This window comes from Bacillus sp. AF62 (assembly GCF_050312695.1).
Lineage (GTDB): Bacteria > Bacillota > Bacilli > Bacillales > Bacillaceae_G > Bacillus_A > Bacillus_A cereus.
Map to the genome: position 1 here is coordinate 37,973 of NZ_JBNPJZ010000101.1, position 14,503 is coordinate 52,475.

Sequence of the window (14,503 nt, forward strand, 5' to 3'; positions counted from 1 at the left end):
AAACAAAGGTAAGACGCTGATATTATCATATTTATTTTATTATGCCTATAACTGGAGGCTATGTGAATGGTAAGTGATCAGACGAGATATTCTAGGCTCGCGAATATAACAAAAATAATAAATACGAAATTAGAACTACGTGAAGTATTGCAGCGTGTGACAATGGCGATATCAGAGGAGATTGTTAGGTGCGATGCTGTTGGAATTTATTTACCCCAGGAAGATGGAACATTTAGAGGGTTTGCAGGAAAACCAGAGACCATAAATGGCGTAACACTCGATACTCAGGTAGTGGATCCTGAAATAGACTTACTGGCAAAAGAAGTTATTGAAACGAAAAAAACCATCTATATTCCTGATACCTCAAAGGATCATCGACCAGATCCGAGACCAGTTGATGCGTTTAAAATTAAGTCCTTATTAGCTCTGCCTATCTCATTTAGGCAAGAGTTATTTGGTCTGGTTTTTTTATTTGATTATGGGATTCCGATGAACTTAACAGATTCAGAAATTCAAAGTGTTGAAGCTTATGTAAATATGGCCGCGGTCGCAATTCAAAACGCAAATAATTTAACACAAAAGGAAGACCTTATTGTTGAGAAGCAGCTGTTATTAAATGTTACCCGTGATTTATCAATGTGTTCCTCGATACAGGAGAGTTTTGATAAATGCTTTTTTTACTTAGAACAGATTTTAGAGAGTAAAAATATGACTGCCCATCTTCTAGATCCGCTAGACAAAACAACGATTAAAACAACGAAATTAAGTAAGGGCTGTGATTGGACAGAAGCTGATTGGACAGAGAAAAGTTATGAAGCCAAGATCCAAGAAGTTATTCAAACAAAAAATATAGATAGTAAGGATTTATTGATGATCCCATTGATTTCAATGGGAGAAGTATTAGGGGTAATCGTCGTTGGGAAAGAAGGAAAAGCTCACAATTACGATAATTCTCAAATTCAACTAGCAAAATCTATCGTTGATGCCACAGCCCCTACGTTTTCAAATTTGTTATATATGGATAAACTAGAAAGTATAGTGGAAGAGCGAACGGGAGAGCTAGCTGCTGCTAATGAAAAAGTTACAAGTGTGATTGAATGTATTACGGATGGATTCTTTACTTTAAATAATAAATGGGAATTTACGTACGTAAATAAGCACCAATATTTTCCGCAAAGAAAAACAGCAAAAGATGTATTAGGAAAGAATATATGGGATGTTTTCCCGAGTGATATCGACACAGTTATGTATAAGGAATTTCATCGTGCGATGTCAGAACGAACTACAGTTCATTTCGAATTTCTTTCTACTGCAGATGAATATTGGCACGAAGTTATTGCATACCCGTATGATGATGGTATTTGTTGTATTTTTAAAAACATAACGGAAAAAAAGAAATATGAACAGGAATTGAAAAGATTATCTAACATTGATTTAATAGGGCAAATGGCAGCAGGTATCAGCCATGAAATTAGAAATCCAATGACAACGGTACTAGGATTTTTGCAGTTATTAAAAGAAGAGAATACCTATGAGAAACATAATAAGTACTTTCATTTAATGATTGAAGAACTTAACCGTGCCAATTCTATTATTACTGAATTTCTCTCAATGGGTAATACAAGGAAATTGGATTTGCAGATGTTAGATTTAAATTCACTTATCCGCGATATTATTCCTTTAATAAAGATTGATACGTATAATCAAAATAAATATATTCAATTCGATACAAATGACATTCCGAAATTACTTTTAAATCGTAATGAGATACGGCAATTATTAATGAATCTATATCGTAATGGCTTAGAAGCGATGAGTACAGGGAAAGTTCTAACCATTAGCACCTACAAGGAAGGTCAAAATTGTGTGGTGCTTGCAGTGCAGGATCAAGGACAAGGTATCAGGCCTGAAGTATTAGAGAAACTGGGTACGCCATTTTACACGACCAAACATAATGGAACTGGATTGGGATTAGGTGTATGTTATGCCATTGCTGCCCGCCATAATGCAAAAATAGAAATTCAAACAGGATCGGAAGGCACTACCTTTTTTGTTAAATTTAATTATGAAAATAATAAAAAATAAGCTTATTTAGAATAGTTATGATGAACCGTATCATAAATAAATTTATTCTTTGCATATAAAAAGGATAAAAAGACCATTGGACAAAAATTACCGATGGTCTTTTAAATATTATTAGATGGTATGTAGATTTCCTAAAATAAGTATGTTTCTATTTCCATAAAAATATGCTGTAATATGAAGAGGAAAAAGTATAAGTAGTTAGAGAAGTGAGGAATTAAAGGTGAAGAAGTTTAAGAAGTTTTACTTGGAGATTACGAGTGTATGTAATCTTGCGTGTAGCTTTTGTCCGCCGACGGAAAGGCAGAAGCAATTCATTTCTGTAGAGGATTTTGCTAAAAGATTAGACCAAATTAAACCTCACACAGACTACATTTATTTGCACGTGAAGGGTGAGCCGTTGCTCCATCCGAAAATAGATCAACTATTAGACTTAAGTCATGAAAAAGGGTTTAAAGTTAATATTACAACGAACGGAACGTTAATTAATAAGAGAAGGCATAGGCTGTTAAATAAGCCCGCGTTAAGACAAATGAATTTTTCACTGCATAGTTTTGATGGACACCCAGGTTCGCAAGATAAAGAGGGCTATGTAAGGAGTATACTTTCCTTCATTAGGGAAGCGACAAGTCAATCAGATTTAATTGTATCGTTAAGGTTATGGAATTTAACTCAGGATAATAAAACAAATGCTGAAATTCAGAAAAATAGGGAGTTATTATCCATAATTGAAAATGAATTTGATCTATCTTATCAGATTGAAGAGAAGCTTACACCAGGAAAAGGTATAAAAATTGCAGAACATGTCTTTATTAATCAAGACTATGAATTCCAGTGGCCAGCATTACATGAAGAAGAGGATGATGGGAAAGGATTCTGTCATGGACTTCGTAATCAAGCAGGGATTTTAGCGAATGGGACGGTTATTCCTTGTTGTTTAGATGGTGAAGGGATTATTAACCTTGGAAATATTAATAATGATTCATTTTCTAACATTATAGAAGGTGAAAGAGCAACAAACATTGTCGATGGATTTTCCAAAAGAGTTGCGGTTGAAGAGCTTTGTAGGAAATGTGGATATCGTAAAAGGTTTGGGAAGTAAATATGAAATAAGCCCTCATAAAGCGAGGGCTTATTTTTTATTCTTGATAAGAATGCTCTAATTCATCAATTAATGAACCAACGTAAGAAACAGCTTGACGGATTGCATCTGGTTTTGACATATCTATTCCGGCATGTTTCATTAGTTCAAGTGGTTTCATTGTACCACCAGCGCGAAGCACATCTAATCAGCGATCAATAGCAGGTTGTCCTTCATCTTTAATCATTTGAGCTACTGCAGTAGATGCAGTGAGGCCTGCGGAATATGTGTAAGAATATAGACCCATATAATAATGAGGCTGACGCATCCAAGTTAAGCCCGCACCTTCATCGATTTCTACAGAATCTCCCCAGAATGTCGAAAGGACATTTGTTTTAATTTCAGTTAAAGTTGTAGCTGTAAGGGCCTGTCCTCCTTCTGCTAGAGCATATACTCTACGTTGGTATTCACCCTCAAGTAAATGGGTAACAAAGTTGTGATAATATGTGCCGAGTAGTTGTAGAATGACCCATCTGTGCATCCTCTTATCGTCAGTAGTCGCTAGTAAATGCTGAGCTAATAGTAATTCATTCATAGTTGATGGTGCTTCAACAAAGTACATAGATGGGCGTACGTTCATGATACGTTGGTTTTTATTTGCTAAATAGAAATGACCAGCATGTCCAAATTCATGTGCTAATGTGAAGCATCCACGCATCGTATTTTGCCATGTAATTAAAATATAGGGATGAGAGCCGTATGGACTTGAGCAAAATGCCCCTGTTGATTTGCCTACGTTATCTGCAAGATCTACCCATCTTTCTTTGAATCCTTTTTCGATTATGGAACTATATTCATCGCCTAATACTTTTAAAGAATCTTGAATGAGCGTGGCTGCTTCTTCATAAGTAATCGTTGGATTAAATTCGGGATCTAAAGGTGCATGTAAGTCGCAGAAAAGCATTTGATCGAGTCCTAATACTTTCTTTTTTAAATCTGCAAAACGGCGCATATGAGGTGCTAATTCTTTATAAATAATATCAAGTTGGTTGTTATACATTTCAAGTGGAACCTTTTGTGGTTCTAATAGCATATGGGTAACGGATTCATATTTACGTAAACGAGAAAGTGTTACTTATTTTTTTACTTCGGTAGCATATGTTGTCGCAACTGTATTTTTATATCGTTTCAAGGTGGAAACAAATGATGAGTATGCTTTTCTACGTATGTATGCGCTTGGAGAAAATTCATATTTGCTTTCAAATAATGCGAAAGAAACAGGGAGTTCGTTTCCTTGTTCGTCTTGTATAGAAGTGAAATCCATATCTGCCAATTTAGTCATGCCGTAAATTTTGTATGGAGAACTATGAACTTCGCCAAGTGCAGCAAGTGTTTCTTCTGTTTCAGGAGAGAGTGTGTGCTGCCTTTTTTTGAGTATTTCTAGTAACGACTTACGGAAAGGTTCGAGTTTTGTTTCTTCAGTTAAATATTTTTCAATTGTTCCTTCGTCGAATGAGAGGATTTCATTATGAATAAAGGATAGTGCAGTATGTACTTTCGTCCATAAAGCAGAAATTTTGGAAGAGTTCGCTTGAATAACTGGATTTGTACGATCAGTAGATTCTTTTAAATTTGCATATGAGTACAGTTTTGTTAACTTCATTAAAAGCTCTTCTTCTAAAAGTAGGCAATTTAATAAAGTTGTGGAGTTAGTATGTAAATGTCCTTTAAATGCATCAAGTTTCTGTATATCATTTTCTAATATGTTTAATGCGGTATGCCACTCATCATTGGACTTATACAAATCAGACAAATCCCATTTTAGTTCGTTAGGTACTTTCGCACGAACAAGACGATTCTCAATTATAGTTTTCATGTCTTATATCCTCCTTATTAAAAGCATCTAAAAATATGATACTAGAAAATTCAGTAAAATAAAAATATTTAACATTTTTATATATGAAAAAGAAGGAGAAGCATAGAAATGCTTCTCCTTCTTTTTAAATTTAAGAATTAATATACTTTGTCACCATTGAAAATTGAGTTTTTCACGACAACATAATCTACAGTACGAATAGCATCTAGTTTTGTTCCACCAGCGTAAGAGATAGAAGATTGAAGATCTTGTTCCATTTCGATTAACGTATCTTCTAAAGAACCTTTATGCTCAACGAACATTTTCTTACCTTCAACGTTTTTCTTCTCACCCTTTTGGAATTCAGAAGCAGAACCGAAGTATTCTTTATAAAGTTTGCCATCTCTTTCAATTGTTTCCCCTGGAGACTCTTCGTGACCAGCGAATAGAGAACCGATCATGACCATAGTTGCCCCAAATCGAATAGATTTAGCTACGTCGCCGTGTGTACGAATACCACCATCAGCGATAATTGGCTTACTTGCAGCTTTTGCACACCAACGAAGTGCAGCTAGCTGCCAACCACCAGTTCCGAAGCCTGTTTTAATTTTAGTAATACAAACTTTACCAGGTCCAATACCAACTTTTGTTGCATCGGCACCAGCATTTTCTAATTCTCTTACCGCTTCGGGAGTTCCAACGTTTCCAGCGATAACGAAGCTCTCTGGTAAATGTTTTTTAATATGTTGAATCATGTTAATCACAGCATTAGAATGACCGTGTGCGATATCAATCGTGATATATTCAGGTGTAAGGTGCTCAGCAGCTAATTGTTGTACGAATTCATATTCGTCCTCTTTTACACCAACGCTGATAGAAGCGATTAATCCACGTGATTGCATATCTCTAATGAATGAGATTCGTTTCTCTGGTTGGAAACGATGCATAATATAGAAGTAATTGTTTTCAGCTAAATAAGTTGCGATTCTTTCATCAATAATCGTTTGCATATTTGCAGGCACGACAGGTAATTTAAATTTATGTTTTCCTAAAGTGACAGTTGTATCACATTCAGAGCGGCTATTTACAATGCATTTTGCAGGAATTAATTGAATATCTTCATAGTCGAATACGTTTTCCATCATTTACACCCCTAAAATACGAATATTTTATTTTTATTAATTAAAAATGTTCGTCCATAGGATAATTTACATTATTTTTATTAAGAAGTCAAAGGATTTCTTAACATTTTTTTGAAAAGCAGATTATATATATGAGAAATGACGTTAAAAACGAATTTAAAATGTATTTTCATTTATATTGTTCGTTTTATAAAAGGTGGGAAAATTGAGATAATTCCACAGGGTGTATATGTGCTTTTTACCTTTGGGAAGGGCTAGAGGATACTATGAAAAGGTTAATGCTAACAATACGAGTAAAAGATGTGATCAATTAGTTGAACAATATATGAAATGAAAAGGTTTATTTCTATATAAAAAGATGAATCTGGCAGGATTCACCTTTTTATGTGAGGTTTCAAGTATAATAAGTAAAGTGATAGTAACGCATATAAAAGATAAAAAAGAAAATAATATAGAATAAAATGAGGTTAATATATGAGTAAAAAAAGTTTTTCTGATTATAAATTAAGTAAGGAAATTGTAAGGGCACTTACTGGATTAGGATATGATCATCCAACAGAAGTACAAGGAGAGGTTATTCCAGTTGCATTGCAAAAGAAAGACCTTGTCGTGAAATCTCAGACTGGAAGTGGAAAAACAGCTTCATTTGGTATTCCACTTTGTGAAATGGTGGAGTGGGAAGAGAATAAACCACAAGCATTAGTTTTAACACCAACGAGAGAGCTTGCGGTACAAGTAAAAGAAGATATTACGAATATAGGTCGATTCAAAAGGATTAAGGCTGCGGCAGTTTATGGGAAATCTCCATTTGCACGTCAAAAATTAGAATTAAAGCAAAAGACACATATTGTAGTTGGGACCCCTGGTCGTGTGTTGGATCATATTGAAAAGGGTACCCTTTCTTTAGAGTGTTTGAAGTATTTAGTTATTGATGAAGCAGATGAGATGCTAAATATGGGCTTTATCGATCAAGTAGAGGCAATTATTGATGAATTACCTATAAAAAGAATGACAATGTTATTTTCAGCAACACTTCCAGAAGATGTTGAAAAATTGTCTCGTACATATATGAATTCACCAACTCATATTGAAATTAAAGCAGCTGGGATTACGACGGATAAAATTGAACATACTCTTTTTGAGGTGATAGAAGACGAGAAGCTTTCACTACTTAAAGATGTAACAACGATTGAGAATCCTGATAGTTGTATTATTTTCTGCCGTACACAAGAAAATGTAGATCATGTATATAGACAGTTAAACCGAGCTAATTATCCTTGCGACAAAATACATGGTGGTATGGTACAAGAAGATCGTTTTGAAGTCATGGATGATTTTAGAAAAGGAAAATTCCGTTATTTAGTAGCAACAGACGTAGCTGCGAGAGGAATTGATATTGATAATATTACACATGTTATTAATTATGATATTCCACTTGAAAAAGAAAGCTATGTACATCGTACTGGAAGAACGGGACGAGCTGGAAATAGTGGAAAAGCTATTACATTTATAACACCATATGAAAATAGATTTTTAGAAGAGATTGAGGAATATATTGGCTTTGAAATTCCAAAGGCAATTGGACCTTCAAAAGAAGAAGTTATGAAAGAGAAAGCTGCATTTGAAGAAAAGATACATGCTAAACCAATTATAAAGAAAGATAAAAATGCGGACATAAACAAAGGCATTATGAAGCTGTACTTTAATGGCGGGAAGAAAAAGTAAATTAGGGCGGTAGATTTCGTCGGTACAATTGCTAAAATTAAAGGTGTTACAGCAGAAGATATAGGCATTATTACGATACAAGATAACGTTTCTTACGTTGAAATATTAAATGGAAAAGGACCGCTTGTCTTGAAAGTCATGAAGACTACAACGATTAAAGGGAAACAATTAAAAGTTCATGAGGCAATTAAGTAAATAAAAAACTATCCACTCTAATAGGTGGATAGTTTTTTATTTATGATTCTTTCAAATCATCAACTAGTTGCTCTGCTAAACGTCTATACATATTACTCATAGTCACGAAGGATGTTAATAGTAGAAATTTTTCGAGCTTTGTATCTTCTAAGGAAGAGATTTCATTTACTTCAGCAACACGGTTATTTACGTCTTGTTTAAAGCTTTCGACGTTGGTTTCAGTAAGAGCAAGATAATTTTTATATACCGTATTTAAATCGAATGTATCATCGTTTAATAAGGAGTTATTTATATTTTCTAATGAACTCTTTATGTCATTAATGGAGAGAGCGCCTTTTAATTGATAAATTAAGCTAATTAAAATCATATGCTCTTTTGAATACTTTTTATTTTTGATAGGGATGAATAGTTTCCCTTTTGCGTAATTATTAATCATCGTTTTTGTTAATACTTTTTCATCATCAGCTCTCGTTGTATCTGCATAAGTATTTTCAAATAGTTGGACAACTTGGTCTACATATAAGTCAACATTTGGAATATCCTCAAGTTTAATATTTTTTTCTAAATGTAATGTTTCAAGTAATTCATTTATATTTTCCACGTAGGATCCCTCACTTTTATAACTTAGTGGAACTTAATGTTTAATATATCTTTAAATATGGTATTACGAAACAAATGAATTGTAAATGTTGACCTTAAAATGAAATGTGTATATAATTACATGTAGTTATTAAAACTACATGTAATTATATAAGGGGTGTTATTATGAATGCTTATGTAAGAGAACCAGTTAATGCATTTACTCACTTGGGTGGGGCGATATTGTCATTTGTTGCATTATTAGCTATGCTTGTGAAAGTTTCTATTAAGATGCCATCATTTGCTGCAATTACAGCTGTTATTTTGTTTGGTATTGGGATGATGGTCCTTTATACGGCATCAGCTGTGTATCATAGTGTTGTGGCCAATGAACGTGTTATTTACTTCTTTAGGAAGCTAGATCATTCTATGATTTTTATATTAATTGCAGGTACATATGCACCCTTTTGCTTAATTACATTAAATTCAGCAAGTGGTTTGCTATTATTTTGTTTAGTCTATGCAACTGCGATTTGTGGCATTGTGTTTAAAATGTTTTGGTTTAATTGTCCAAGATGGTTATCGACAGCAATTTATATTACGATGGGTTGGTTAATTGTTTTATTCTTTGCGCCGCTAGCTGAGAATTTAAGTACAGGAGGCATTGTTTTCTTAGTACTTGGTGGCATTTTTTATACAATTGGTGGATTTATTTATGGAACAAAGCCAAAATGGTTAGAGTTTAAATATATGGGACATCATGAAATTTTTCATGTTTTTGTATTACTAGGTAGTCTTGCGCATTTTCTAAGTGTATATTGTTACGTAATTTAATAAAAAAACGCCACATAATTTTTATTATGTGGCGTTTTTTTATTACCTGATTAGAATCGTATATGTTATAAAATTATTATGGGATAAAATGTAAGTTTATGTGTTCGCATATTAAACATAGGATAAGAAATATGTGATATACTTTGAGAAGTTTATAATGAATGAAATATGGAGGACTATAATTATGGCAATACTTGTAACAGGTGGAGCAGGGTATATTGGTAGTCATACATGTGTAGAATTACTAAATAGCGGTTACGAAATTATAGTAGTGGATAATCTTTCGAATAGCTCGATAGAATCTATAAATCGAGTGAAAGAAATAACAGGAAAACAATTTAAGTTTTATAAAGAAGACGTTTTAAATCGAGAAGCGCTTGACGTAGTTTTTGAAGAAAATGCAATTGAAGCTGTTATTCACTTTGCAGGCTTTAAGGCTGTAGGGGAGTCAGTAGCGATTCCATTAACATATTATCATAACAACATTACAAACACGTTAGTATTATGTGAAGTAATGCAGAAACATAATGTTAAGAAGATGATCTTTAGTTCATCTGCAACTGTATATGGTATCCCGGAAACGTCACCGATTACGGAGGAGTTTCCATTAAGTGCAACAAATCCATATGGTCAAACGAAATTAATGATTGAGCAAATTATGCGTGATGTAGCATTTGCAGATGCAGAATGGAGTATCGCGTTACTTCGTTATTTCAATCCATTTGGTGCACACGAGAGTGGGCGTATTGGAGAAGATCCAAATGGAATTCCAAATAACTTAATGCCATATGTAACGCAAGTAGCAGTAGGTAAGTTAAAAGAATTAAGTGTATTCGGAAATGACTATCCAACGAAAGATGGAACGGGAGTCCGTGATTACATTCATGTTGTGGACTTAGCAAATGGTCACGTAAAGGCACTTGAGAAAGTACTGAGTACAACAGGAGTAGATGCTTATAACCTGGGCACAGGTATGGGCTATAGTGTACTAGAGATGGTTGAAGCGTTTGAAAAAGTTTCGGGCAAGAAAGTTCCTTATAAAATTACAGAGCGTCGCCCAGGTGATGTGGCAGTATGTTTTGCTGATGCATCGAAAGCAAAGCGTGAATTAGGCTGGGAGGCAACACGTGGATTAGAAGAAATGTGTGCAGATTCTTGGAAATGGCAATCAAATAATAAAAATGGCTATTTAGAAGTTTAATGATGAATATAAAAAAATGACCTTTGCACAAAAGCAAGAGGTCATTTTTTATATTCATTTTCTATTAAGTTTATTAGCGAACCTAGAAAAGAACGTTCGCTATTTTATAGGAATATTTGGCTGGCAACACATGTAGGAATCAATATTTTCAATGTAAGTAAAGGTATTGATTATTAAGTATGCGTTCTATTTCTCGTTTTAGAACGAAATTGTATTTAATATAGCCTAGTAGTAAGTGAATGAAGATTGAAAAGTGCTACAGAGGTATTGTTATAAATAAGGCAAATTATCGGAAAGGATATAGATGGGGGATCAACTGCCCGTAAACCCCCCCACTAATTAAAGCTTCACTTATGATCAGCCAGCAACACAAGAGCAATTTCAGCGAGCATATGTAAATTTATTAAAAGAAATTAAAGGTTTTGAATCAAGCCTATTCCTTATACAAAATTGAGGGTTTGAAACAATCAAAAACTGCTAAGGGGTACTATCGCGTTTTAGGTCCGTAATACAATTTTCTTATAAGAAAGAATGTATTACGGACCACCACCTATTACATAATAGGAGGAATTAATGAATTCGAACAAGTTGTTTGTGATATACTGTGTTTCCCTCTTGACTTGTATATGGTGGGAGACTTCGCCCGAAACAATTTGCAATAATATTGGAGTGAGCGGGATAAGAAATACGTATTTCATACAAATCAACAGTCTCATCTAAATTAGCATAAAAGACTGCGAGATGATTGCCTTGTAAAACATATGGGAATTCTACTTCTACATTTTCACCAATTAATACAGGTAACTTTACAGGATTAGAATAATTAGACCAATCCCACACTTCTATATTTACATAGTGAGCGTAATATGCATCTAAATTTACAATGTTTACGACTGCTGAAATAGTTGCAGGCTCTCTTGTTAACACACCTGTAGAGTGAAAAACAGAATGATTTGGATAATGAAGAGGCATAAATATCAAACCTTTCTTAAAATGATATGATTTTACAATATCTTATGCTAGAAGGTAGTAGAATGAGATAGAGGAATGTATTATTTTATTAATTTTTTATAGAAATTGAAAGCGTATTATTGAAAAGTATTCCAACACTTGTATCATTGCTAGAGTCCGTTTATAATCAAGGAATCCTAGTTCATGTTTTGATAGGATTATTTATTATTGAAAGCGTTTTAAGTTCGCTCCTTTTTAAGGTAGGAGGTCTGACTTATTCAGATGAAAAATTATGTATGTAGTTTTAAATGGGAAGAAAAATAATATCAGTATCACTTTATAGTGTGGGGAGGTTAAAAGTGTGAAAGGTAAAGATTTTCACACGAATATATATGGGTTATATAGGATTATTACTTTCAGGGGCAGCTTTATTTTTAAATAGTCTTGTTATATTAGGGAAAGCAGAGATGAAAAGTGCGGGTGTTTTTAATTTATTTGTGGGTGCACTACAAATTATTATTCCGTTTTATTTGATCATGATTTCTGACCAAAGCAATTGGACAGTGTATTCATATGCGGCTACTTTCTTATTTGGATTAACTTATTTATATGTAGGTGTTACTTTTATAAAAGGAATGGATAGTAGTGGTCTAGGATGGTTTTGTATTTGGGTAGCAATTATTGCTTTATTCTATATGGTTGTTTCATTTGTTCAATTCCATGATGTTGTTAATGCATTAACGTGGTTTATGTGGGCATTACTTTGGTATTTATTCTTTGTATTAAATACACAAAAGAAGAACATCAATCAATATCTTGGAAGGATTGCCTTCGTACAATCATGGGTAACATTGACTTTACCTTCACTATTTTATTTTATGGGAGTATGGGGAGAGGGATTCGTATATGAACTATGGGTTTATGTATCAGTAATTTCTATTTTGTACTTCTGTTATTGTATTTATAAATATCGAGTACGTTAATATATGATCTGCATAAAAGCATGGAATCGTTAAACTGATTTCATGCTTTTTTATATATTAGCGTTTTATAATAAAAGAGGTGGTATCTCATAAATCATGAAAATGGGGATGATGAAATTGAAGAAAGTGTTGGTGCTAGGAGGAACAAGGTTTTTTGGTAAACATTTAGTAGAGTACCTTTTGCAAGCTGGACACGATGTAACAATTGCCACAAGGGGAGTTACTGAAGATTCTTTTGGTAGCGCAGTAAAAAGAATAATTGTCGATAGAAAAGATAGAAAGCTACTAGAAGAGCGTCTAGAAGGAAAAAGTTATGATATTGTATACGATAATTTATGCTATAGTTCAAATGCAGCGAAAATGGTATGTGAAGTTTTGAAAGGAAAAACGAAGAAGTATATTATGACATCTTCAATGGCTGTCTATGAACCTGCATTAAGTTTGTTAGAAGAGGACTTCAATCCATACGAATATGCAATTACATATGGAGATAGAAATGATTTTAATTATAGTGAAGGAAAGCGATTAGCCGAAGCGGTTTTATTTCAATATGCAACATTCCCAGTCGTTGCAGTGCGTTTTCCAGTTGTTATTGGAGAAAATGACTATACGAAAAGGTTACAATTTTACGTTGAATGTGTTGTGAACCAAAAACCTATCGTTGTGGATCATGTAGATGGAACTTTGTCATTTATACATGAAAAAGAGGCAGGAGAGTTTCTAGCTTGGTGCGGAATGGAAAATGTGAAAGGACCAATTAACGCCTGTAGTAACGGGGTAGTTTCTACGGAAGAAATTATTCATTTCATAGAAGAGAAGACGGGAATAAAAGCACTCATCCAGGAAGCTGGAGAAAATATAGCTCCTTATAATGAGGTAACTAACTGTACGTTACATAATGGAAAGGCTCGTAAATTTGGATTTTTGTTCCGAGAGCTGAAACTAGAAATAAAAAATGTTTTAAAACATTATATAAATACTATGAAGTAATCATAAATCCCCCGGTGGCAATCCGGGGGATTCTGGAGGATTTCGACAATACTGATTTTACATTACCAAATTTACCTTATACATACGACTAATGTTTTTGTGATTGAATTGCTTGTAAATACTTCTCGTTTACTTGGTCCCAGTTTACTGTATGCCACCAATTGGTAACAAACTCTGGGCGCCGATTTTGATACTTTAAATAATAAGCATGTTCCCATACATCAATTACGAGTAAGGGGATTTTCCCTTCTTGCAAAGGCGTATCTTGATTTGGTGTACTCATAACAGAGAGTTCCTCACCGTCAAGAACAAGCCATCCATAGCCACTTCCAAAACGACTAATAGCTGCTTTGGAAAGTTGATCTTTTAAGTTGTCAAAGGTATTGAAATAATAATCAATTACTTTTGCAACATCTCCATTAGGCTCACCGCCACCTCGTGGGCTCATCACTTCCCAAAAAAGACTATGACAATAGTGACCACCACCGTTATTTCTTACAGCTGTAACAATTTCCTTCGGTAAAGCATCTAAATTATATAGCAATTCTTCTAAAGATTTATTATGTAATTCAGTATAATTTTCTAAAGTAGCATTTAAATTGTTTACGTATGTCGCATGGTGCTTTCCATGATGAATGGAAAGTGTATTGCTATCGATATGTGGCTCTAGTTCATCATAGTCATATGAAAGCTTTGGCAATTGAAATGAAGACATAACATTACCTCCTTTCTATTTAAAAAGTTGGTCTAGGTAAAAATACTTTACCTGAGTCAAAAATACACCCATTTTCCATATAAGTCAATAGTAAGTCTGTTAATTTTCTGAAAAATATTACAATAAAAGTAACACTCTCAATTTCATTTGTGACTCCCATCCTTTTTGCT

At 33.8% G+C, this 14,503-nt stretch carries 10 protein-coding genes and 2 pseudogenes; 7 read left to right on the top strand and 5 right to left on the bottom strand.

The window, feature by feature from the left end:
- Positions 1-66: 66 nt before the first annotated feature.
- Positions 67-2,085, top strand: a complete 2,019-nt coding sequence (locus ACQRBL_RS26530; RefSeq protein WP_000253127.1) for a GAF domain-containing sensor histidine kinase — start codon at positions 67-69, stop codon at positions 2,083-2,085.
- Between the two features lie 220 nt (positions 2,086-2,305).
- Positions 2,306-3,184: a radical SAM/SPASM domain-containing protein gene (locus ACQRBL_RS26535; RefSeq protein WP_411995863.1), complete on the top strand. Its 879-nt coding sequence runs from the start codon at positions 2,306-2,308 to the stop codon at positions 3,182-3,184.
- A 37-nt stretch (positions 3,185-3,221) separates the two neighbouring features.
- On the opposite strand, the pseudogene pepF reads toward ACQRBL_RS26535, so the two are convergent.
- Positions 3,222-5,039 (bottom strand): annotated as a pseudogene (gene pepF / locus ACQRBL_RS26540) (oligoendopeptidase F).
- Between the two features lie 137 nt (positions 5,040-5,176).
- On the bottom strand, positions 5,177-6,160 hold the full coding sequence (gene guaC, locus ACQRBL_RS26545) for a GMP reductase (RefSeq protein ID WP_000432435.1): 984 nt from the start codon (positions 6,158-6,160) through the stop codon (positions 5,177-5,179).
- Between the two features lie 474 nt (positions 6,161-6,634).
- Between guaC and ACQRBL_RS26550 the strand changes: the two are divergent.
- Positions 6,635-8,080: pseudogene (locus ACQRBL_RS26550) on the top strand (DEAD/DEAH box helicase).
- A 40-nt stretch (positions 8,081-8,120) separates the two neighbouring features.
- Here ACQRBL_RS26550 and ACQRBL_RS26555 read toward each other — a convergent pair.
- Entirely contained in the window at positions 8,121-8,681 is a 561-nt protein-coding gene (locus tag ACQRBL_RS26555; RefSeq protein ID WP_023523627.1) for a DUF1836 domain-containing protein, read from the bottom strand.
- 164 nt (positions 8,682-8,845) lie between these two features.
- Between ACQRBL_RS26555 and trhA the strand changes: the two genes are divergently transcribed.
- Positions 8,846-9,493 (top strand): PAQR family membrane homeostasis protein TrhA, encoded by a 648-nt coding sequence (gene trhA, locus ACQRBL_RS26560; RefSeq protein ID WP_000995368.1) that lies wholly within the window; start codon positions 8,846-8,848, stop codon positions 9,491-9,493.
- A 184-nt stretch (positions 9,494-9,677) separates the two neighbouring features.
- Positions 9,678-10,694, top strand: coding sequence for a UDP-glucose 4-epimerase GalE (galE, locus tag ACQRBL_RS26565; protein ID WP_411995862.1), 1,017 nt, complete (start codon positions 9,678-9,680; stop codon positions 10,692-10,694).
- A gap of 570 nt (positions 10,695-11,264) precedes the next feature.
- Here galE and ACQRBL_RS26570 read toward each other — a convergent pair.
- The gene (locus ACQRBL_RS26570) at positions 11,265-11,666 is read right to left on the bottom strand and encodes a hypothetical protein (RefSeq protein ID WP_016079559.1); all 402 of its coding nucleotides are present in this window, start codon (positions 11,664-11,666) and stop codon (positions 11,265-11,267) included.
- A 371-nt stretch (positions 11,667-12,037) separates the two neighbouring features.
- On the opposite strand from ACQRBL_RS26570, the gene ACQRBL_RS26575 reads away from it, so the two are divergent.
- Both ACQRBL_RS26575 and ACQRBL_RS26580 read left to right on the top strand, forming a co-directional pair.
- Entirely contained in the window at positions 12,038-12,628 is a 591-nt protein-coding gene (locus ACQRBL_RS26575; protein WP_000540540.1) for an AmiS/UreI family transporter, read from the top strand.
- Between the two features lie 96 nt (positions 12,629-12,724).
- Positions 12,725-13,618, top strand: coding sequence for an NAD-dependent epimerase/dehydratase family protein (locus ACQRBL_RS26580; RefSeq protein WP_043924732.1), 894 nt, complete (start codon positions 12,725-12,727; stop codon positions 13,616-13,618).
- 88 nt (positions 13,619-13,706) lie between these two features.
- Here the strand turns inward: ACQRBL_RS26580 and sodA are convergent, their stop codons facing one another.
- The gene (gene sodA / locus ACQRBL_RS26585) at positions 13,707-14,333 is read right to left on the bottom strand and encodes a superoxide dismutase [Mn] (RefSeq protein WP_411995861.1); all 627 of its coding nucleotides are present in this window, start codon (positions 14,331-14,333) and stop codon (positions 13,707-13,709) included.
- Positions 14,334-14,503 lie beyond the last annotated feature (170 nt).